The sequence below is a fragment of the Subtercola boreus genome, assembly GCF_003399635.1.
GTDB lineage: Bacteria > Actinomycetota > Actinomycetes > Actinomycetales > Microbacteriaceae > Subtercola > Subtercola boreus_B.
In genome coordinates, this window is the sequence record NZ_NBXB01000028.1 from 137,308 (window position 1) to 158,901 (window position 21,594).

The 21,594-nt window shown below is 66.8% G+C and carries 20 protein-coding genes and 1 tRNA gene; 2 read left to right on the forward strand and 19 right to left on the reverse strand.

From position 1 onward, the window contains the following. Positions 1 to 2: 2 nt before the first annotated feature. The 16 genes from B7R22_RS09780 to B7R22_RS09855 all read right to left on the reverse strand — a co-directional run bounded on the left by B7R22_RS09780 (position 3) and on the right by B7R22_RS09855 (position 17,644). Positions 3 to 902, reverse strand: a complete 900-nt coding sequence (locus B7R22_RS09780) for a F0F1 ATP synthase subunit gamma (protein WP_116411550.1) — start codon at positions 900 to 902, stop codon at positions 3 to 5. Between the two features lie 3 nt (positions 903 to 905). Further along, on the reverse strand, positions 906 to 2,543 hold the full coding sequence (gene atpA / locus B7R22_RS09785; RefSeq protein ID WP_116411551.1) for a F0F1 ATP synthase subunit alpha: 1,638 nt from the start codon (positions 2,541 to 2,543) through the stop codon (positions 906 to 908). Positions 2,544 to 2,636: 93 nt separating this feature from the next. Further along, a complete protein-coding gene (locus tag B7R22_RS09790; RefSeq protein WP_116411552.1) occupies positions 2,637 to 3,437 on the reverse strand; it encodes a F0F1 ATP synthase subunit delta in 801 nt (266 codons plus the stop codon). Positions 3,438 to 3,439: 2 nt separating this feature from the next. Then, complete coding sequence (locus tag B7R22_RS09795; RefSeq protein ID WP_116411553.1) at positions 3,440 to 4,036, reverse strand: F0F1 ATP synthase subunit B; 597 nt, start codon at positions 4,034 to 4,036, stop codon at positions 3,440 to 3,442. 37 nt (positions 4,037 to 4,073) lie between these two features. Then, complete coding sequence (gene atpE / locus B7R22_RS09800) at positions 4,074 to 4,307, reverse strand: F0F1 ATP synthase subunit C (protein WP_369826455.1); 234 nt, start codon at positions 4,305 to 4,307, stop codon at positions 4,074 to 4,076. A gap of 106 nt (positions 4,308 to 4,413) precedes the next feature. Next, positions 4,414 to 5,091: a F0F1 ATP synthase subunit A gene (gene atpB, locus B7R22_RS09805; protein ID WP_253258992.1), complete on the reverse strand. Its 678-nt coding sequence runs from the start codon at positions 5,089 to 5,091 to the stop codon at positions 4,414 to 4,416. A gap of 250 nt (positions 5,092 to 5,341) precedes the next feature. After that, on the reverse strand, positions 5,342 to 5,887 hold the full coding sequence (locus tag B7R22_RS09810; protein ID WP_216363433.1) for a hypothetical protein: 546 nt from the start codon (positions 5,885 to 5,887) through the stop codon (positions 5,342 to 5,344). A 4-nt stretch (positions 5,888 to 5,891) separates the two neighbouring features. Then, positions 5,892 to 7,085: an MraY family glycosyltransferase gene (locus B7R22_RS09815; RefSeq protein WP_116411555.1), complete on the reverse strand. Its 1,194-nt coding sequence runs from the start codon at positions 7,083 to 7,085 to the stop codon at positions 5,892 to 5,894. Positions 7,086 to 7,089: 4 nt separating this feature from the next. After that, positions 7,090 to 7,776 (reverse strand): L-threonylcarbamoyladenylate synthase, encoded by a 687-nt coding sequence (locus B7R22_RS09820; protein WP_116411592.1) that lies wholly within the window; start codon positions 7,774 to 7,776, stop codon positions 7,090 to 7,092. Between the two features lie 74 nt (positions 7,777 to 7,850). Beyond that, complete coding sequence (gene prmC, locus B7R22_RS09825) at positions 7,851 to 8,732, reverse strand: peptide chain release factor N(5)-glutamine methyltransferase (RefSeq protein ID WP_116411593.1); 882 nt, start codon at positions 8,730 to 8,732, stop codon at positions 7,851 to 7,853. A gap of 11 nt (positions 8,733 to 8,743) precedes the next feature. Continuing rightward, on the reverse strand, positions 8,744 to 9,826 hold the full coding sequence (gene prfA / locus B7R22_RS09830) for a peptide chain release factor 1 (RefSeq protein WP_116411556.1): 1,083 nt from the start codon (positions 9,824 to 9,826) through the stop codon (positions 8,744 to 8,746). A gap of 6 nt (positions 9,827 to 9,832) precedes the next feature. Further along, positions 9,833 to 12,583 carry a transcription termination factor Rho gene (gene rho, locus B7R22_RS09835; protein WP_172582293.1) on the reverse strand — a complete coding sequence of 917 codons (2,751 nt, stop codon included), beginning with the start codon at positions 12,581 to 12,583 and terminating at the stop codon, positions 9,833 to 9,835. Between the two features lie 138 nt (positions 12,584 to 12,721). Then, entirely contained in the window at positions 12,722 to 13,690 is a 969-nt protein-coding gene (gene thrB / locus B7R22_RS09840; RefSeq protein ID WP_116411557.1) for a homoserine kinase, read from the reverse strand. Further along, a complete protein-coding gene (gene thrC, locus B7R22_RS09845; protein ID WP_172582294.1) occupies positions 13,687 to 14,793 on the reverse strand; it encodes a threonine synthase in 1,107 nt (368 codons plus the stop codon). The genes thrB and thrC overlap by 4 nt, the downstream gene beginning before the upstream one ends. Then, positions 14,793 to 16,130 carry a homoserine dehydrogenase gene (locus B7R22_RS09850; RefSeq protein WP_116411558.1) on the reverse strand — a complete coding sequence of 446 codons (1,338 nt, stop codon included), beginning with the start codon at positions 16,128 to 16,130 and terminating at the stop codon, positions 14,793 to 14,795. Before B7R22_RS09850 ends, thrC begins: the two co-directional genes overlap by 1 nt. Further along, entirely contained in the window at positions 16,127 to 17,644 is a 1,518-nt protein-coding gene (locus B7R22_RS09855; protein ID WP_116411559.1) for a diaminopimelate decarboxylase family protein, read from the reverse strand. The genes B7R22_RS09850 and B7R22_RS09855 overlap by 4 nt, the downstream gene beginning before the upstream one ends. A 139-nt stretch (positions 17,645 to 17,783) precedes the next feature. Between B7R22_RS09855 and B7R22_RS09860 the strand changes: the two genes are divergently transcribed. Next, complete coding sequence (locus tag B7R22_RS09860; protein WP_116411560.1) at positions 17,784 to 18,131, forward strand: hypothetical protein; 348 nt, start codon at positions 17,784 to 17,786, stop codon at positions 18,129 to 18,131. On the opposite strand, the gene B7R22_RS09865 is transcribed toward B7R22_RS09860, so the two are convergent. The 3 genes from B7R22_RS09865 to B7R22_RS09875 are packed head-to-tail and all read right to left on the reverse strand — an operon-like array spanning position 18,122 to position 21,431. Next, positions 18,122 to 18,919 carry an LmeA family phospholipid-binding protein gene (locus B7R22_RS09865; RefSeq protein ID WP_116411561.1) on the reverse strand — a complete coding sequence of 266 codons (798 nt, stop codon included), beginning with the start codon at positions 18,917 to 18,919 and terminating at the stop codon, positions 18,122 to 18,124. The genes B7R22_RS09860 and B7R22_RS09865 overlap by 10 nt on opposite strands. 10 nt (positions 18,920 to 18,929) lie before the next feature. Next, entirely contained in the window at positions 18,930 to 20,591 is a 1,662-nt protein-coding gene (gene argS / locus B7R22_RS09870; protein ID WP_116411562.1) for an arginine--tRNA ligase, read from the reverse strand. 45 nt (positions 20,592 to 20,636) lie between these two features. Beyond that, complete coding sequence (locus B7R22_RS09875; RefSeq protein ID WP_116411563.1) at positions 20,637 to 21,431, reverse strand: transglutaminase-like domain-containing protein; 795 nt, start codon at positions 21,429 to 21,431, stop codon at positions 20,637 to 20,639. 79 nt (positions 21,432 to 21,510) lie between these two features. Here B7R22_RS09875 and B7R22_RS09880 point away from each other — a divergent pair. After that, positions 21,511 to 21,582, forward strand: a tRNA-Arg gene (locus tag B7R22_RS09880). The last annotated feature ends 12 nt before the right edge of the window (positions 21,583 to 21,594 follow it).

Here is a 21,594-nt window from a genome sequence, read left to right on the forward strand (position 1 = left end):
GATCAGCGAGCGGGGGTCAGCGCGTCGGCGCCGCCCACGATCTCTGAGATCTGCTGGGTGATCTCCGACTGGCGCGCATTGTTGGCCAGACGGGTGTAGTCACGGATGAGCTTGTCGGCGTTGTCGCTGGCCGACTTCATCGCCCGCTGGCGTGCAGCGTGCTCAGACGCGGCGCTCTGCAGCATGGCATTGAAGATCCGGCTCTCGATGTAGACCGGGAGGAGGGCATCCAGAACATCGCCCACCTCGGGCTCGAACTCGTAGAGCGGCAGAACGACGCTGTCGGCGGGAACCTCATCACCCTCCACGACCTCGAGAGGAAGCAGACGGACGATCTCGGGCACCTGCGACACCATGTTCACGAAGCGGTTGTAGACGACATGGATCTCGTCGACACCTCCGTCTGACGCATCCTTCACGAAGATCTCGACGAGGGCGTCACCGATCTCCTTCGCGACCTCGAACGTGGGCTGGTCGGTTCCGCCGGTCCACGACTCTGCGGTTGCGCGCTTGCGGAATGCGAAATACGCCGCAGCCTTACGGCCGATCGTGAAGTAGACGACCTCTTTGCCCTCGCTCCGCAGGAGCGTCGCGAGCTGCTCCGACTCCTTCAGCACGTTCGACGAGAAGGCGCCCGCGAGACCACGGTCCGAGGCGAAGACGACGATCAACGCCCGTTCGACCTTCTCCGGCTCGGTCGTGAGGATGTGGTCGACGTTCGAGTAGGTGGCAACAGCTGACACGGCGTTCGTCACGGCGCGAGCGTAGGGACCGGATGCTGCGACCCGAGCCTGCGCCTTCTGAATGCGTGACGCAGAGATCAGTTCCATCGCCCGCGTGATCTTCTTGGTCGTCTGGGCAGACTTGATCTTCTGTCGGTAGACCCGAAGCTGAGCAGCCATTACTTAGCGGCGACCTTTCACGATCTGTGCCTGGTTGACGTCTTCCTTGTCGGAAGCCTCGAACCTCTCGGAACCGACGGATGCGAGCGGCTTGCCCTCACCGGTCTGGAAATCCTTCTTGAAGGAGTCCACACCCGACTCGAGAGCCGACACGATGTCGTCGGAGAGCACGTTGGTGTCGCGGAGCTTCGAGAGCACCTCGGTGTTGCGACCGAAGTAGTCCAGCAGTTCGCGCTCGAAACGGAGGATGTCCTCGACGGGAACCTCATCCAGCTTGCCGTTCGTTCCGGCCCAGATCGAGACGACCTGCTCCTCGACGGGGTACGGAGAGTACTGCGGCTGCTTGAGCAGCTCGGTGAGGCGGGCACCGCGGGCCAGCTGGCGACGGGATGCCGCGTCGAGGTCGGACGCGAACATCGCGAACGCCTCGAGCGAGCGGTACTGGGCGAGCTCGAGCTTCAGCGTTCCGGAGACCTTCTTGATGCTCTTCACCTGGGCGTCGCCACCGACGCGCGACACCGAGATGCCGACGTCGACTGCGGGGCGCTGGTTGGCGTTGAACAGGTCGGATTGCAGGAAGATCTGGCCGTCGGTGATCGAGATCACGTTGGTCGGGATGTAGGCCGACACGTCGTTCGCCTTGGTCTCGATGATCGGCAGGCCGGTCATCGAGCCGGCACCGAGCTCGTCGGAGAGCTTGGCGCAACGCTCGAGCAGACGGGAGTGCAGGTAGAACACGTCACCGGGGTAGGCCTCACGTCCCGGCGGACGACGCAGCAGCAGCGACACGGCGCGGTAGGCCTCGGCCTGCTTGGAGAGGTCGTCGAAGATGATGAGGACGTGCTTGCTGTCGTACATCCAGTGCTGGCCGATGGCAGAACCGGTGTAGGGAGCGAGGTACTTGAATCCGGCAGGGTCGGACGCGGGCGACGCGACGATGGTGGTGTACTCCATCGCTCCGGCGTCTTCGAGCGCACCCTTCACCGAAGCGATGGTGGAGCCCTTCTGGCCGATGGCGACGTAGATGCAGCGCACCTGCTTGTTCGTGTCGCCGGATTCCCAGTTGGCCTTCTGGTTGATGATCGTGTCGATCGCGATGGCCGTCTTGCCAGTCTGGCGGTCACCGATGATGAGCTGACGCTGGCCGCGACCGATCGGGATCATGGCGTCGATCGCCTTGATGCCGGTCTGCATGGGCTCGTGCACGCTCTTGCGGCTCATGACGCCGGGCGCCTGGAGCTCGAGGGCACGACGGCCGGTGGTCGCGATCTCGCCGAGACCGTCGATCGGGTTGCCGAGCGGGTCGACGACCCGGCCGAGGTAGCCGTCGCCGACAGGCACGGAGAGCACCTCGCCCGTGCGCTCGACCTGCATGCCCTCGACGATTCCGCTGAACTCACCGAGGACGATGACACCGATCTCGTCCTGCTCGAGGTTCTGGGCAAGGCCCAGGGTGCCGTCGGCGAAACGGATGAGTTCGTTGGCCATCACGCCGGGAAGACCCTGCACGTGTGCAATGCCATCGGCAGCGTCGATGACGTAGCCGACCTCGACAGCACTCGCTGCAGTCGGCTCGTAAGACTTGACGAAATCCTGAAGAGCGTTACGGATCTCGTCCGGGCTGATCGTTAGTTCTGCCATTGCCAATCCTTATTGTTTAGGTGAAGCGTAATACTCGGGACTGTGGATGCTCCCCGCTGCGCAGGGCGGAATTCCACGTTCCGGGAAAAGTCGTCAGCCCGCGAGCTTCTGCCGCAAGTCGTTCAGCCGGGCCTCGATGCTGCCGTCGATGACGTCGTCACCGATCTCGACACGGAGCCCGCCGAGGATCGTGGGGTCCACGATCTGGTTGATCTTCAGTTCGCGGCCGTAGGAACGACCGAGAGCACTCGTCAGCCGCGCAAGCTGTTCTGGCGCGATCACCGTCGCGCTCGTGACAGTGGCGATGGACTGGTGGGATGCGTCGGCGACGATGTCGGCTGCACGGCCCAGCAGTTCGGCAATACGGCGGCCCCGGGGCTGCTGCACCAGGTGACGCACGATGACCACGGTCTGCTCGCTGGCCTTGCCCTCGAGCAGAGCATTGACGAGCGACACCTTCGCAGACGGCGATCCGAGGGTGGAACCGATGGCGAGTTCGAGACCCGCGTCGCTTGCCACAGCCTCGCCGAACGCGAACAGTTCGCTCTCGACAGAGGTAGCCTCGGGCACCGTCTGAGCGACCACGCGGAGCGCGATCTCCTCGATGCCGGCCAGGAGCTCATCCGGCGTCGACCAGTGGGCACTCGTGATGGAGGTCAGGAGTGACAAAGCGACTGCACCCAGCCCCGCGGAGAAGACCGCGTTGATGAGCGCCCTCTTCTGCTGGGGCTCCGTCGACGGATCGCCGAGGAGGCTGCGGAACTGTGCAGACTCTCCGATGATCCGACCGGCGGCGAACAGGTCTTCACCCGTCGACAGCGTCAACGCACCCGCGGGGAGCGCGGCAAGTGCCGTCTTCGATGAAGCCAGGGCTTCTCTGGTTGCGCTACCCATGCTTAGGAGGACACCGCCCCGGTGCTGCTGGACGGCGTGGAACCGCTGGCGGAGGTCTCGCTGGCCTCGAGGTCCGCGAGGAACCGGTCGACGATCGCCGCAGAGCGGGCATCGTCGTTCAGGCTCTCACCGATCACGCCGGAGGCGAGGTCGATGGCGAGCGTGCCCACCTCTGAACGAAGCGAGACGACAGCTGCCTGGCGCTCCGCTTCGATCTGCGACTGCGCGTTGGCGGCGATGCGGGCGGCCTCTGCGGACGCCTGCTCCTTGAGCTCAGCGAGGATGCGCTGGCCGTCGACACGGGCCTGCTCGCGGATGGTTCCCGCCTCGACGCGCGCGTCGGCGAGCTGGGCGGTGTACTGCTCGAGAACCGCTTCTGCCTCACGCTGGGCGACGTCGGCCTTCTCGATGTTGCCCTCGATGGCCTCGCCGCGCTCGTCGAGCAGCTTCTTCACACGGGGAAGGACCCCACGCCAGAAGAACACGAGAAGCACCACGAAGCAGACCCCGCCCCAGATGAGGTCAGGAAGCTCGGGAAATACCGGGTTGTGGGCAGCCTCATCTGCGGCGAGTACTACTGCTGCAAGTGAAAAAGACATGCTCTCTCCTTTCTAGATGTAGAACGAGAAAGACGGCTTAGGTGGTGGAGGTGAAGATGAAGTACGTCGCGATACCGATGAACGCAAGCGCCTCGGTGAAGGCGATACCGATGTACATGAGCACCTGGAGACGACCGGCCAGTTCAGGCTGGCGAGCCACACCCTCGATGGTCTTTCCGACGACGATACCCACGCCGATGGCCGGGCCGATTGCCGCAAGGCCGTAACCGACCGTCGCGATGTTGCCGTGAAGCTCAGCGAGTACTGAGATGTCTGCCACGTTGATTTCCTTCCGTAGTGGTGGTTCCGGCGGTTGCCGGTTCCGGTAGTTCTGCCTGCAGCCCCGAACGGGTTCGGGAGCCGGTCACCAGCGGTTGCTAGTGCTCGTCTGCAAGTGCGAGCTGGATGTAGACGGTCGTGAGCAGTGTGAAGACATATGCCTGCAGCACTGCGACCAGGATTTCGAAGAGAGTGAAGGCGAAGCCGAACGCCAGCGTTCCGATGCTGAACAGGGCGAAGCCGTTGCCGATCAGCAGGAAGAACGATGTTGCGGTGAAGAACAGCACGAGCAGGAGATGCCCGACGATCATGTTCATCAGCAGTCGGAGCGTCAGCGTGATCGGGCGCAGGATGAACGTCGACACCAGCTCGATCGGCGCCACGATGATGTAGAGCACCTTCGGCACGCCGGGCGGGAAGAGCGAGTTCCTGAAGAACGCCCCCGGGTGCTTTCGCACACCGGCGTAGATGAACATGACGTAGGAGACGACGGCGAGCACCAGCGGCACACCGATCACCGAGGTTCCGGCGATGTTCAGGAACGGGATGATGCCCGTGAGGTTCATGAACAGCACCATGAAGAACATGGTGGTCAGGATCGGCAGGAAGCGCCGACCGTCTTTCTTGCCGAGCAGGTCTTCAGCGATGGAGACCCGAACGAGGTCGAGTCCCATCTCAACGAGGGACTGGAAGCGGCCCGGGACGATCTTCATCTTCCGGGTGCCGATCCAGAAGATCAGGACAATGGCCAGTACCGCAATGAACCTGATGAGCATGATCCGGTTGATCTCGAACGGTGTGTTCGCGAAGAAGAGGACGTCAGGAAAAAACTCATTGATGGAGGGACCCGTAAAGCCACCTTCATCGGTTGCTGTCGGGACTAGCAGGTTTACAGCGTTAGATAGCAGCGCTTTCTCCTGTATCGGGGCGTGGAGCTCGGCTCTCGCGTCGACGAATGGGGGGATTGCTACGGATGGGGCTTTCGAAAATCAGCGCCCGGTAGCGGAACGAACAGTCCACACTCTATCAAGCTTTGGGGCTGGGAGACGAATCCTCAGGGCTTGATTCTGCGCCAATGTGGCCGTTTGGGGACTCTTTTTCGACATTCGGTAGAACTCGGCCCGAACCCGGCAGCACCACATCGCTCGCGTAGGGCAGACGGCTCCGCACGACCACCACCATGTCGACGACGAGAGTCACGATGATTCCGACGATCAGGCAGAGGAAGAGCACCGCAGGGTTCACCCAGGGCTGTCCGCGGAGCAGCAGCGCCACCACGAGGAAGATCACGAACTTCAGCAGCCACGCTCCGAGAACGATCGCGAAGAACAGCGCGGTGAAGAGCGGAGACGCGTAGTAGCGGTTGGCGATCAGGATGCTCGCTGCCGTGATCGCCAGGAAGACGAAGGCCATTGCGGCACCGATGACCGCGCTGGTCACCCCGGTCCACGAGTCGACGAGGTAACCGGCGACTCCCCCGACCACGATGAGGCCCACCGTGAACAGTGCTCCGACGCGGAGGGCGCGGCGGAGGATCGGCGTCGAACTGAGGGTCGGCGTGGAGACGGTCAAGATGTCAGACTTTCTGTTGGTCGCCGGCCTGATCGAGGGGATCGAGCACGGCTCCTTCTGTGGAGATGAGGCTGGCTGCGGGCGCAAGCTGCACGGTCGCCTCGAGGGCCTTGCGGCGCGTCAACGGGGCGAGGGTGAGAACGGTGCAGACGAGCATCCCGACCCCGAGGAAGACGAAGGCGAGCCAGTACGGCTGCAGAACGAAGAAGAGCAGGCAGCCGACGCTGGCCACGGCGGTCCAGCCGTAGAAGATGAAGACCGCATGCAGTTGCGAGTGACCCATGTCGAGCAGCCGGTGGTGCAGGTGCTTGCGGTCGGCGCTGAACGGGCTCTTGCCCGCCCGCAGGCGCCGGATGATCGCCAGCCCGAAATCGAGTAGCGGAAGGATCAGGATGGCGAACGGCAGCAGGATCGGCATGAACGCGGGAAGCAGCTGTGAGCGGCCCAGGGTACCCGGATCGATCTGGCCGGTGACCGCGATGGCGCTCGTCGCCATCAGGAGCCCGACGAGCATGGATCCGGCGTCCCCCATGAACAACCGTGCCGGATGCCAGTTCAACGGCAGGAACCCGATGCAGGCACCGATCAGCACCGCGGTGATCAGGGATGCCATATTGAAGTAGTCGGTGGGCGACGTGAACTTCGTCAGCAGATAGCTGTAGAGGAAGAACGTACCGTTGGCGATGATCGCGACGCCTGCCACGAGACCGTCGAGCCCGTCGATGAAATTGATCGCGTTCATCACCAGAACGATGGCGAGCACCGTGATGAAGAGGGATGCTCCGCTCGAGCCGATCGTGAGCCCGCCGATCGGCAGCGAGACGATTTGCACGCCCTGCCACGCGAGCAGCAGCGCAGCGATGATCTGCCCGGCGAGTTTGACGACCCAGTCCAGATCCCAGACGTCGTCGGCCACACCGATCAGAACCACGATCAGCGCTGCACCGAGGATGGCGAGGATGGGGCCGGGGTTCATGAAGACCAGATGGAACCAGCTGATCTGCGAGGCGATCCCGACGGCGATCACCACGCCGGCGAACATCGCCACACCGCCGAGGCGTGGCGTCGGCCGCGTGTGCACGTCGCGTTCGCGGATCTTGGGGTAGAGCCGGTACTTGGTGCTCAGCCGGAAGACCAGGATCGCCAGCCCGAAGGTGACGACCGCGGAGACGGCGCCGATGAGGAGGTAGAAGCGCACGGGTTCAGTCGGCCTGCCGGTCGATGAGGGCCGCGCCGACGATCCGGCGGATCTCGGAGGACGGGATTGCGCCCTCACGGATGATGCGCACCTCTTCGGGATGCGTCGCGTCCACGATGGTGGAGGGCAGCGCCACGATGGAGGAGGAAGCGGCGCTGTCAGCCTCAGGATGCCCGGAGTCGAGGTAGACCGAGACACTCTCGCCGAGCATCCCGAGCGCCTCTGCGGCACTGGCCGCGGCCGGCTGCCCGGTGAGATTCGCGCTCGACACGGCGAGCGGGCCGGTCTCGGCGAGCAGTTCGAGGGCGAGCGGGCCGTTCGGCTGCCGGAGGGCGACCGTGCCGTGGGTCTCGCCGAGATCCCACATCAGGGAGCTCCGCGCCTTCACCACAATCGTGAGCCCGCCCGGCCAGAATGCTGTAGTGAGCTCCCGGGCGGCGGGGCTGAGGCTCTCGGCCAGCGCCTCGAGGGTGCGCACATCGGGGATCAGCACCGGTGGCGGCGACTGGCGCGTGCGGCCCTTGGCGTCGAGTAGGCGCTGCACGGCCCGGGGGTCGAAGGCGTCGGCGGCCAACCCGTAGACGGTGTCGGTGGGGATGACGACGAGTTCGCCCCGGGAGATCGCCGCCCGGGCGAGACGCATTCCCGCGAGGAGCTCGCTCGGAACCGTGCAGTCGTAGATGGCAGCCATGTCTCCCACCATGTTACCGGGCTGATCCTGTGGAACCGGTTGGCACGCGGGAGCCTCCGGACTCGGCATGCGGGTCAGCGCACGGCGGTGGTCGCCCGGTCGCGACCCGTGAGGTCGCGATGCGTCGAAGCGGCGTGCCAGCCGTCCTGCTGCAGCAGGCTCCGGATACCCGCCCCCTGCAATTCGCCGTGTTCGAGCACGAGCGCACCGCCCGGGCGGAGCAGCCGCAAGGCCGTCTGGGAGACGCTCCGCACCACGTCGAGGCCGTCCGCTCCGCCGTAGAGCGCATGCTCGGGGTCGAACAGGCGCACCTCCGGGTCGCGCGGGATCGCATCCGAGGGGATGTATGGCGGGTTCGAGACGACGACCGAGACGCGGCCGTCCAGCTCGGGAAGGGCATCCGCGAGGTCGATGAAGACGAGGGTGGCGTTGCGGGCATCCACCGAACGGAAGTTCTGCCTGGCCCAGATGAAGGCGGCGGTGGAGTTCTCGACGGCCCAGACGCGGCTGTGCGGGACCTCGGTGGCGAGCGAGAGCGCGATGGCCCCGCTGCCTGTGCCGAGGTCGACGGCGATCGGTGACTCGTCGGCGACCGCCCGGAGGCTGTCGATGCCGAGGCTCGCCACGAACTCGGTCTCGGGCCGGGGCACGAAGACCCCGGGACCGACGGCGAGTTCCAGCAGGCGGAAGCCGGCCGTTCCGGTGATGTGCTGGAGCGGTTCGCGGGTGGCGCGGCGCTCCACCACCTCCGAGATGGCGACGGCGTCCTCGACGGAGACGTGCGAGTCGGTGTAGGTGAGGGCCTGCACCTGGCCACGACTGGCGCCGAGCACATGCCCGAGCAGCAGTTGGGCATCCACCTCGGGGTCGGGCACACCAGCCCGCGTCAGGATGCCGACGGCGTGCTCGAACAGCACGCGCACCGTGATGGGCCGGTCGACTTGGATGACACTCATGGGCTCGGCCGTCACTCGGCCGTTGCCCCCAGTTCCGCCAGGCGAGCCTCTTCGTCGGCGGTGATGCAGGAGGCGACGACAGGTTCGAGCGCCCCGTTCATCACAGCGTCGAGGTTGTAGGCCTTGTACCCGGTGCGATGGTCGGCGATGCGGTTCTCGGGGAAGTTGTAAGTGCGGATGCGCTCGGAGCGGTCCATCGTGCGGATCTGGCTCTTGCGCACAGCACTGGCCGCCTCGTCGATCTCCTCCTGCTGCTTCGCGAGCACGCGCGCACGCAGAACGCGCATGCCGGCTTCCCGGTTCTGCAGCTGGCTCTTCTCATTCTGCATCGCCACGACGATGCCGGTTGGGAGATGTGTGATCCGAACGGCGGAGTCGGTGGTGTTGACCGACTGGCCGCCCGGGCCACTCGAGCGGTAGACGTCGATCTTGAGATCGTTCGGGCTGATCTCGACCTCTTCGGGTTCGTCGACTTCGGGGTAGACGAGCACACCGGCAGCAGACGTGTGGATGCGCCCCTGCGACTCGGTGGCCGGAACACGCTGCACGCGGTGCACTCCGCCCTCGTACTTCAGGTGCGCCCAGACGCCCTCGGCGGGGTCGGTCGACTTGCCCTTGATGCCGAGCTGGACATCCTTGATGCCGCCGAGATCGCTCGAGGTCTGCTCGATGATCTCTGTCTTCCACTTCTTCGACTCTGCATAGTGCAGGTACATCCGCAGGAGGTCGGCGGCGAAGAGCGCGCTCTCGGCGCCGCCCTCCCCCATCTTGATCTCCATGATGACGTCGCGGCCGTCGTTCGGGTCCCGCGGGATCAGTAGGCGGCGGAGCTTCTCCGTCGCCTGTTCGAGCTTTTCAGTCAGGCTGGGAAGCTCGGCGGCGAAGGACTCGTCGTCCGCTGCCATCTCGGTCGCCGCAGCGACATCGTCGGTCAGCTGCTGCCATTCGCGCCAAGCCGCGATGATGCGGCTGAGCTCGGCGTACCGACGGTTGACCTTCTTGGAACGAGCAGGATCCGAGTGCAACGCCGGATCGGCGAGCTGTTCCTGCAGCTCGTCGTGCTCGATCAGCAGTGTCTCCACTGATTCGAACATGACTGCCTACTCTCCGTGCGAGCCGTTGTGGCTGGTGGTGTGGCCGTTGCCGGTGCGGCTGTCGGTCGGGGTGGTCTGCGGCATCGACTTCTGGACCTGCATGAGGAACTCGACGTTGCTGGTCGTGTCCTTCAGCCGGCCGAGAACGATCTCGAGCGCCTGCTGCTGGTCGAGCCCGGCGAGGGCGCGGCGGAGCTTCCAGGTGATCTTCGTCTCGTCGACGCCCATCAACAGTTCTTCGCGGCGGGTTCCGGATGCGTTCACATCGACCGCAGGGAAGATGCGCTTGTCGGCGAGCTGGCGCGAGAGTCGCAGCTCCATGTTGCCCGTGCCCTTGAACTCTTCGAAGATCACTTCGTCCATCTTCGAACCGGTCTCGACGAGCGCCGAAGCGATGATGGTGAGCGAGCCACCGTTCTCGATGTTGCGAGCCGCGCCGAAGAACTTCTTCGGCGGGTACAGGGCCGCGGCATCCACTCCACCGGAGAGGATGCGCCCACTGGGCGGCGTGGCCAGGTTGTAGGCGCGGCCGAGGCGGGTGATCGAGTCGAGAAGCACGACCACGTCGTGGCCCAGCTCGACGAGGCGCTTCGCACGCTCGATGGCGAGCTCGGCGACCGTGGTGTGGTCTTCGGCGGGGCGGTCGAAGGTGGAGGCGATGACCTCACCCTTCACCGTGCGCTGCATGTCGGTGACCTCTTCGGGACGCTCGTCGACCAGAACGACCATGAGGTGCACCTCGGGGTTGTTCGTCGAGATCGCGTTCGCGATCTGCTGCATCACGATGGTCTTGCCGGCCTTCGGCGGCGCAACGATCAGGCCGCGCTGGCCCTTGCCGATCGGGGCGACCAGGTCGATGATGCGCTGGGTCAGCTTGCCGGGCTCGGTCTCGAGGCGGAGGCGCTCCTGCGGGTAGAGGGGCGTGAGCTTCGAGAACTCGACGCGGTTCGCGGCTTCGTCGACGGGCAGGCCGTTGATCGACTCGACCTTCACGATGGCGTTGTACTTCTGTCGACCGTTGTTGTCGCCCTCCCGCGGCTGGCGGATCGAACCGACGACCGCGTCACCCTTTCGCAGGTTGTACTTCTTGACCTGGCCTAGCGAGACGTAGACGTCGCTGTTGCCCGGCAGGTAGCCGCTGGTGCGCACGAAGGCGTAGTTGTCGAGGATGTCGAGGATGCCCGCCACCGGGATGAGCACGTCGTCTTCGCTGATCTCGGGCTCGAGCTCGTCACTGCCGTTCTGGCCACGGCGCTTGCGGTCGCGGTAGCGGTTGCGGGCGCTGCGATCGTTGCGGTCGTTCGGATTCTGACGGTCGCCGCCCGTGTTGCCGTTCAGCTCGTCGAGCTGCTGCTCGTCGTAGGTGTCCTGGTCGTTGCGGTCGTTGCGGTCGTTCCGATCGGCGCTGCGGTCGTTGCGGGGGCTGCGCTGCGACCCGTTCGCACCACGCTGGCTGTTGTTCAGGCGATCGCTGTTGGTGCGGTCGGCAATGCTGCGGTCGTTCTGGCGTTCGCTGCCCTGCCCGTTCTGGGCACGGTCGGCGTTCTGGCTGCCGGCATCGCCGTTCGGGCCGCCGCCGTTCTGGCCGGCACCCTGCTGGTTGCCGCCCTGCTGGTTGCCGCCCTGCTGATTGCGGTCACGCCGGTTGCGGCCGCGGCCCTGGCGCGGCTCGTTCTGGTCGCGGTCACCGTTCTCGCGGTCGCGGTCGCCCTCGTCGAAGCCCTGGCTCGAAGCGTCGTCGTCGGAGCCTACGATCGGCAGGTTCGGCAGGATCGAGTCCGTGCGAGAACGATCGACAGCGGGAGCGTCGCCATTGGCGGCATCGCGAGCAGCCTGCGCTGCACGCTGGGCGCGGGTGAGGCGCGGGGTGCGCACCTGGCGTTCGGAGCGGGCAACGTCACCACCGCCCTGCGCCGTACCACCCTGCGCGGCGTTCTCGGCCACGAAGTTGTCGATCGCGGAGTCGATGATCGCCGCGGGGTCGATTGCTGCGGGGTCGCTTGTTGTGAGGGATGCCTCGGTGCGGGGTTCCTCGACGCGGGGTTCCTCGGCGACGGAGCTGTCTGCGGCCGACGTGCCGGCGGCGGCGGCAGCGGTACCAGCGTCGGTGCTGGACGCAGCGACAGCGTCACCGCTGGAGCTGGCCCGGCCACCGGAGCTGCGACGGCTGCCACGGCCCCGACGGGGCTCGGACTCCGGTGCGGCGGCAGAAGCGTCTGACGAGTCCGCGGTGTCGGCCTGCGGAACCAGGGGAGCGTGCTCCTCGGCGCCGGCGTTGACATGCTGCACGGCCGGACGGCGGCCAGATGTGGTCTGCGGCGCGTCGACGGCGGCGGCGGTGACCTCGGCCGGAGCCGACGTCGGGTCGGCCGAGGTGACCCGGCGAGAGGCGCGGCGGCGCGGGCTCGTCTGCGGGCCGTCGGCGACCGGCGCCTCGGCCACGGGTGCAGCCTCGACGGGCGCCTCGGCCACGGGTGCAGCCTCAACGGGAGCAGCTTCGACGGACGCAGCCGCCTCGGCAGCCGCCGCGGGGGCGATCTGCTCGGCGAACGTCGGGTCCGACGCGGGCGCTGCCGCTTCTGGGGCGGTGTTTCCCGCCTGTGCGCTCGAGATCGCGGCGACGAGGTCGCCCTTGCGGAGCTTCGAGGCGCCCGGGATTCCGAGGGCAGCCGCAAGCGTCTGCAGTTCGGAGACGCGGAGGGTGGCCAGATCGGCGCGGGATTCCACGCTGGGAACCTGGAGGTTGATGTCAGTCACTGAGGTGATTTCCTTCCTCTGCCCACTCAGAACGGTGGCAGAAGAGCTGAAAGCATTTGGATGCCGTGAAAACGGACGGCTCTACAAATGCCAGCGGTAATGTGGAGGATATGCGACCGGGGCTCGGAGCAAGAAAAACTAGTCGGCTTCGACCGGGTGCGCTATCACTGTAGCACCTTTGAAGTCCACGGCCAGTACCCGGGAATCCCAGGGTGTCGTCGATGCTCTGGCGACGAGATCGACCGCCGCTAGGCGCTGGCCGGGGTCGCTGCAGAGCACGAGAATGCTGGGGCCCGCACCGGAGACGACGGCCGGGAATCCCTCGGCCCGCAGCAGCCGGATGAGACGGTCGGTCTCGGGCATCGCTGCCGCACGGTAGCTCTGGTGCAGCTTGTCCTCCGTTGCCGCGAACAGCAGCTCGGGGCTCTGGATGAGGGCTGCGATCAACAGCGTCGAGCGCGACACGTTGAAGATCGCGTCTTCGTGCGGCACCGTCGCCGGCTGGAGGCTCCGCGCCAGCGCCGTCGACATCGTGGCCTGCGGCACGAGCACGAGCGGTGACACTCCACGGTGCACGATCAGCTTCTTGAACTGCGGTCCTTCGGGCGTGACCCAGGCGATGGTGAGGCCGCCGAACAGGGCGGGCGCCACGTTGTCGGGATGCCCTTCCAGCTCGGTCGCGCGGGCGAGGAGGCCGAGCGCGTCGATGTCGACGATGCCCTCCAGCAGGCCCTTCGCCGCCATGATGCCGCTCACGATGGCGGCTCCGGATGATCCGAGCCCCCGTCCGTGGGGAATCGAGTTGCGCGCAATGAGGTCGAGGCCCGGCATCGGCTGGCCGTAGGCGGCGAAGGTGTGCGCGATCGATTGCACGACGAGGTTGGATGCGTCGGTCGGCACTTCGCCGGCACCGACACCCCGGACATCCACCGTCGCACCGGGCTCGGCCCGAACCGTGACGGTCAGTTCGTCGTAGAGGGAGAGGGAGAGCCCGAGTGTGTCGAAGCCCGGCCCGAGGTTCGCCGAGGTGGCGGGAACCCGCACCGACACCGAGAGGCCAGCGGGAAGCGAGACGCCGATCGCGTACGGGGCCCCGGCCTCGCTCATGCGGTCGCCTTGCTGAGGCCGAGCACGCCCGCGATCTCCGAGACGTCGACCGGCACGATGGTCGGCGTGATGTCGCTGCCGTCGGCGGTGCGGAGCGCCCACTGCGGGTCTTTGAGACCGTGTCCGGTGACCGTCAGCACCACCGTCGCGCCGGCCGGGATCGCCCCGGCCTCTGCGCGCTCGAGCAGGCCCGCCACGCTGATGGCCGACGCGGGTTCGACGAAGATGCCGACCTCGGCCGACAGGATGCGGTGCGCCTCGAGGATCAGCTTGTCGCTGATGGCGCCGAAGTAGCCGTCGCTCGTCTCCCGGGCCTCGGTGGCGAATGCCCACGAGGCGGGGTTGCCGATGCGGATGGCGCTGGCGATGGTGTCGGGGTTCTTCACGACGTGGCCGAGCACGATCGGGGCACTGCCGGCGGCCTGGAAGCCGAACATGCGGGGCAGCTTCGTGGTGGCACCGCGTTCGAGCTCCTCGCTGTAGCCGCGGAAGTAGGCAGTGTAGTTACCCGCATTGCCGACCGGCACGATGTGGAAGTCGGGCGCATCCTGAAGCACCTCGACGACCTCGAAGGCAGCCGTCTTCTGGCCCTCGATGCGGTCGGGGTTCACAGAGTTCACGAGGTGCACCGGGTAGTTCGCCGCGAGCTCGCGGGCGATGTCGAGGCAGTCGTCGAAATTGCCCTGCACCTGCAGCAGCTCGGCGTCATGGGCGATGGCCTGGCTGAGCTTGCCCATCGCGATCTTGCCCTCGGGCACCAGCACGGCGGCCGTGATGCCGGCGTGCGTCGCATACGCGGCAGCCGACGCGGAGGTGTTGCCGGTCGAGGCGCAGATGACGGCTTTCGCACCGTGCTCGACGGCCTTGGAGATGGCCATCGTCATGCCGCGGTCCTTGAAGGAGCCCGTCGGGTTCATGCCCTCGAACTTGACCCAGACCTTCGCGCCCGTGCGGGCGGAGAGCGCCGGAGCGGGAATGAGCGGGGTGCCACCCTCGCCGAGCGTGATGATCGGCGTCGCCTCGGTGATGTTCAGTCGGTCGGCGTACTCGTGCAGCACGCCTCTCCACTGCCGGGACGGGATGCGGGGACTGTTCGGGGACACTAGGCTCCTTCAACTCTCATGACTGACGTGACGCGTGCGACGGCCGTGTTCCCGGCCAGGGAGGCGACGGTGGCCGCCAGGGCCTGTTCGCTCGCCCTGTGCGTGACGATTACTAGGGTAGCGGTCTCGGCAACGGTGGCCGGTGAAGCTGCGGGGCCCGCCGCGGCGGCGGACGACTGTTCCAGCGTCTCGACCGAGACGTCATGGTCGCTGAAGATGCCGGCGATGGTCGCGAGCACGCCCGTGGCGTCGACCACTTCGAGAGTGATCTGGTAGCGGGTCTGCACCTTGCCGATGTCGACGACCGGCAGGTAGGCCGTGAACGACTCGCCCACGCCCGGCCCGCCCGCGACGTGTCGCCGCGCCGCCGAGACCAGGTCGCCGAGAACTGCGGATGCCGTCTCGAGCCCGCCCGCTCCCGCTCCGTAGAACATCAGGTCGCCGGCCGCCTCGGCCTCGACGAAGACGGCGTTCTTGGCACCGTGCACGGCAGCGAGCGGGTGCAGCCTCGACACGAGGGCGGGATGCACCCTCGCCGAAATGCCCTCCTCGCCGGTGACCGGATCCACGACCCGCTCGCAGATGGCGAGCAGCTTCACGACGTAGCCCGCCCGACGCGCGCGCTCGACCTGGTCGGCGGTGATGGAGGTGATGCCCTCCCGGTGCACCGCCTCGACGGGCACCGCCGAGTGGAAGGCGAGACGGGCCAGGATGGCCGCCTTCTGCGCAGCGTCGAAACCCTCGATGTCTGCGGTGGGGTCGGCCTCTGCATAACCCAGCGCCGTAGCGGTGGCCAGCGCGCCCTCGAGGGTGTCGCCGTCGACATCCATCCGGTCGAGGATGAAGTTGGTGGTGCCGTTCACGATTCCGAGGATGCGCTTCACCCGGTCGCCGGCCAGGCTGTCCCGGAGCGGCCGGATGATCGGGATCGCGCCGCCCGCAGCAGCCTCGTAGTACAACTGCGCTCCGACCTGCTCGGCCGCTGCGAACAGCTCCGTGCCGTGCAGCGCGAGCAGGGCCTTGTTGCCGGTCACCACATCGGCGCCGGAGTTCAGCGCCTCGAGAATGTAGCTGCGCGCCGGCTCGATGCCACCCATCAGCTCGATCACGATGTCGGCCGAGAGGATCAGCGACTCGGCGTCGGTGGTGAACAGCTCCCTCGGCAGGCTCACGTGCCGTTCGGCATCCACATCCCGCACCGCGATGCCGACCAGCTCGAGCCCCGCACCGACCCGCGAGGCCAGTTCGTCGCCGTGCTCGAGCAGCAGTTGCGCGACGCGCGATCCGACGCTGCCGGCCCCGAGGAGGGCGATCTTGAGGTTGCGGTATTCGATCATGAGACTCTCTGTGCGGTGGGGGCCTTGCGAGTGGCAGCTCCGATACCCGGATCGCGGGCAAGCAGATCGTCGATCGTCTCTCCCCGCATGATGAGCCGGGCCTCGCCGCCCAGCACGGCGACGACAGGGGGCCGGCCCAGGTAGTTGTAGTTGCTCGAGAGCGACCAGCAGTAGGCGCCGGTCGCCGCGACGGCGAGGGTGTCGCCCGGTTCGACGTCTCCCGGAAGGTAGTCGGCGTAGACCACGATGTCGCCGCTCTCGCAGTGCTTGCCGGCGATCCGCACGAGTGCCGGCTCCGCGCCGGAGCGGCGGTTGGCGAGGCGCACGGTGTAGTCGGCTCCGTAGAGGGCCGGCCGTGCGTTGTCGCTCATTCCGCCGTCGACGCTCACGTAGGTGCGCACGGCGGTGGGGCTCTGGATGCCCGTCATGTCAGTGTGCGTCATGTCAGTGTGCGTCATGTCAGTGTGCGTCAGCGCGGCATCCTGCGCGCCGGGCTCCCCCACGCTCACCGTCACCGGCTTGACCGTGCCGACGGTGTAGAGCGTCACCGTCGACGGACCGATGATCACCCGGCCGGGCTCGAACGCGAGATGCGGCACGGCGATGCCGAGACCGGCACACTCGACCGCCACGATGTCGGCGATCTGGCGTGCCAGCACGTCGACAGGGGTGGGATCGTCGACGCTCGTGTAGGCGATGCCGAAGCCGCCACCGAGGTTCAGTTCGGGGATCTCGCCGCCCGCGAGCAGTTCGGCGTGCAGGGCCAGCAAACGCGCGGCCGACTGCTCGAACCCCTCGGGCCCGAAGATCTGCGAGCCGATGTGGCAGTGCAGGCCGAGGAAGGCCAGGCCCGGGTGGCTCCGGATGCTCGCCACCACTGCCGGGGCGTCGGCCAGACTTATGCCGAACTTCTGGTCTTCGTGCGCCGTGGCTAAAAAGTCGTGAGTGTGGGCATGCACTCCGCTGTTCACGCGGAGGCGGACCGCCTGTACGCGACCGTGGCGCCGGGCGGCGGCAGCGATCCGTTCGACCTCGATGGGCGAGTCGATCACGATCGCACCGATGCCGGCTTCGACGGCAGCATCGATCTCGGCGACGGACTTGTTGTTGCCGTGGAAACCCATCCGCGCTGGCGCCACACCCGCGGCCTGAGCGACGGCGAACTCCCCCGCGCTGCAGACATCGATGCTGAGGCCCTCGCCGGTCATCCACTCGGCGACAGCCGAACTGAGGAACGCCTTGGCCGCGTAGTAGACGGTCACGCCGGTGCCGATGCGGGCGCACTCGCGCTCGAACGCCTCCCGGAAGCCGCGTGCGCGGGCACGGGCGTCGGCTTCGTCGACGACGTAGAGCGGGGTGCCGTGGGCGGCGATGAGTTCGGCGGCCGACACTCCCCCGAGCCGGAGCTCACCCGAGGGTGTGCGGTGGGCGTCCCCTGGCCAGACCGCGGTGGGGAGGTCGTTGGCGTCTTCCGGCTGCGACAGCCACACGGGAGCGAGCGGGTTGGCAGTCATCGGGCACTTTCGGATGTGAGGCAGAGCGGTGGCAGGGGCGCTCAGGGCAGGCGAGGGATCAATAAAATCCTATCGGAAGCCGCGCGCGGGTGACGGATCGGGACTCGACGCTCGATGAGCATTCCTCTATACTGAGGTTATGTCGAAAACCTCTGACCTGCGGCCGTGGCTGGCCCTCTCGTTCGCCGCGATCGTGCTTCCGTTCACGCTGGCGGGGTGCAGCAGCGACAGTGGCACCCTCATGATGCCCGCCGAGGAGTTCGCGGGTCACGTGGCCGATGTGATGGTCGACCAGGAGAAGATCCCGCGACCGATCGTGACGTGTGGTGACTCGCCTGTCGAGATTGTCGATGGGGCCACCGTCCACTGTTTCTTCAGCGCGACCGAGGCGCCCACGGTGCTCTACGACTCTGTGACGACGATCAGCGAGGTGAAGGGCGCCGACTTCCACATCGTGACAAAGGTCGATGCCGAGCCTCAGGGCTGATTGCAGGTACCGGTGGTGTTCAGCGCATCGGCCGAGAGGAGGAGGTTCGTCGCCTCGGCGGTCACCGTCACCTGTCCGGTCGACGGCTCGATCGACGTCAGCTGCACGCGCTCGGGCAGGTACGTCGCCACACAGATCGGCACGGGCTTCGAAACGATCGCCTTGAGCGCTCCGCCGACGTCGATCGACGCCGAGCCCGCAGACAGGGTCGCCCCGGTCGGCGTGAGCAGCACATCCGGCCCGCTCGGAGTCGCCGTCGCCATGGCGTCGTAACCGAGGGTCAGCCCGAGAACGTCGAACGACCCCGAGTAGCCGATGGTTCCCTCGCCCAGCACGATCTCGTTCGAGCCCGGCACCGTCAGGAACGAGTTCACCGCACCCTGCGACAGCGTGAGGCTTGCGACGGCCTCCGCGACCGGCTTCGCCTGGTCCGTCGGCACGCCGTGCGCCACGACGGTCGCCGCCACCGGCACACCGCCCACCGAGAGGTTCGTCGATGCGAGAGTCACGTCGTCGAAGCTGCCGGCGAGGTACTGCTGCAGGAACGAGGTGCCTCCGATGGTGACCGCCACGTCGCCGGTGACATTGCTGGGCAGGTTCTGGAGGATGCTGTCGCGCACCTTGCCCTCGGCGAACGAGCGCAACGCGACATCGGCTACCACCACGGCGACGACGAGCAGCACGACGGCTACTGCGATGCCGATGATGACCCTGGTGCGCAGCCGCAGGGGCGCGCGCTTCGCCGTCCGGCCGACGACAGGGGCGCCGACGTGGGGTGCCTCGCTCATGGCGGGGCCGCTACATCCGGTCGGGCGCGGAGACGCCGAGGAGGGCGAGTCCGTTGCGGATGACCTGGCCCGTGGCGTCGTTCAGCCACAGCCGGGTGCGGTGCAGGTCGGTCACCGGCTCGTCGCCGAGCGGCAGCACCCGGCAGCTCGCGTACCAGCGGTGGTAGTGGCCGGCGACCTCCTCGAGATACCGGGCGACGCGGTGCGGCTCGCGGAGTTCTGCAGCCTGTGCGACGATGCGCGGCAACTCCTGCAGCGATCCGAGCAGTTCGGTCTCGGTCTCGTGGGTCAACAGGGCCGGTTCGAACGCGCTGCGGTCCACGCCCGCCGCCTCGGCGTTCTTCGCCACCGAACGGGTGCGCGAGTGTGCGTACTGCACGTAGAACACGGGGTTGTCATTCGTGCGCTCCCGGAGCTTCTCACCGTCGAGGGAGAGCGGTGAGTCGGCGGGGTACCGGGCGAGTGAGTACCGCAGGGCATCCGCACCGACCCAGTTGAGCAGGTCGTCGAGTTCGACGATGTTGCCCGCGCGCTTCGACAGCTTCGCGCCGTTCAGGTTCACCAGCTGGCCGATGAGCACCTTGATGTTGACGTCGGGGTCGTCTCCCGCGGCGGCCGCGAGCGCCTTCAGGCGCCCGACATAACCGTGGTGATCGGCCCCCAGCAGGTAGATCTTCTCGGTGAAACCGCGATCCTTCTTGTTGAGGTAGTAGGCCGCGTCTGCTGCGAAGTAGGTGGTGATGCCGTTGCCGCGGGTGAGCACTCGGTCTTTGTCGTCGCCGAAGTCGGTGGTGCGCACCCAGACGGCGTCGTCCTTCTCGTAGACGTGACCCTGTTCGGCCAGGCGCACGGCCGCATCGTCGATCAGGCTCTTGCCGGTCGACGGGTCGGGCGCGTGGAGGCTCCGCTCCGAGAAGTACACGTCGAAGTGCACGTTGAAGTTCTCGAGCGAGGTCTTGATCTCCTCGAGCTGCTGCAAGTAGCCGAGGTCGCGCGCGATGGCGATCGCGTCGTCGTGCGGGAGGCTGAGCAGATCGGGGGCCTTCTCGAGCACGTGCGCCGCGAGCGACTGGATGTACTCCCCCGGATACCCGTTCTCCGGGGTCGGCTCGCCCTTGGCCGCTGCCAGGATCGAGGCACCGAAGTTGTCCATCTGGTTGCCGGCGTCGTTGATGTAGTACTCGGTCGTGACGTTCGCGCCAGTCGCGGTGAGCACACGCGCGATCGCGTCGCCGAGCGCGGCCCAGCGGGTGTGGCCGAGGTGCAATGGCCCGGTCGGGTTGGCCGACACGAACTCCATGTTGACGCTCAGCCCCTCGAGCACCTTCGTGTGACCGTAGTCGTCACCCTGGTTCAGGATGCTGCGCACCACCTCACCGGCCGCGGCGGTGTCGAACGTGATGTTGATGAAGCCGGGGCCCGCGACATCCACCGCTCTGATGCCGTCGATGCTCTCGATCGCCGGGCGGAGCTCTTCGGCGAACGCCCGGGGGTTCGAAGCGACGCGCTTCGCGAGCTTCATGGCGATGTTCGAGGTCCAGTCGCCGTGGTCGCGGTTGCGCGGGCGCTCCAGCAGAACGTCGCCCAGGGTGATCGTCACGTCGGACCCGCGCTCGGCGAGCCGGGCGGTCACGATGTCGAACAGAACGCTGGAGAGGTCTTCGGGAGTCACGGGCAGCAAGTCTATCGGAGTCGACACACCCGCCCCGGGGACTCGTCAGTGCAGCTGCACGAACTCCCGGGTGTCGTCGAGCGGAAGGGCATCCGCCGTCGCCGTCACCTCGAGTTCCTTCAGGCTCAGCCAGCCGCCGTGGTTGGTGAGGAAGGCCGTGTCGGCGGCATCCCGGCCCGTGGCGATGCGCACCAGGCTCTGCCGGGGGGCGAGCGCGGTCGCATCGACGATGTACCACTCGCCGTCGACGAACGCCTCGGCCACCGCATGGAAGTCCATCGGGCTGAGACCGGGCGCGTACACCGACACCAGGCGGGCCGGGATGTCGAGCCCCCGAAGCAGCGTGATCACCAGGTGTGCGTAGTCGCGGCAGACGCCACGCCGGCTCAGAAGGGTTTGGATCGCCCCATCCGTCGGCAGGCTCGACCCCGGAACGTAGCTGAGCTTCTCGCCCACCCACGAACTCACGCTGTCGAGCAGCATGCGCCCCTCGAGCCCGGCGAACTCGGACCGGGCCGTCGGCAGCAGCGTGTCGGACTCGCAGTACCGGCTCGGGCGGAGGTAGGTGATGAGGTCGTTCTTCGTGACGGGAGCCTGCGCGGAGCTGCCTTCGACGACAGCCCAGTAGTTGAGCGTCAGGCGGCCCGCGTTCGCATCGAACTCGTGCAGGCGCGTGCCGTGCACGTCGAGGATGTCGACGGGTGTGATCGGCTGGCCGTTCCAGAGGTATTCCACCGTCTCCGACGCGAGTTTCACGTTGGCTGCGGTGGCGATCGAGAACACGAGGTTCGCAGGGGCGTCGATATCGCAGACGATGTGGGCGCTGACCGTTCGCTTCATGTCATGAATCCTTTCACGGATCCCGGAGGCGCTGACACGAGCACCCCCGGGCCAGTGGTAGCCTTGACACCGCACTCCTGGCCCCATAGCTCAGGGGATAGAGCACTGCCCTCCGGAGGCAGGGGCGGCAGTTCGAATCTGCCTGGGGCCACACAGTCACAAC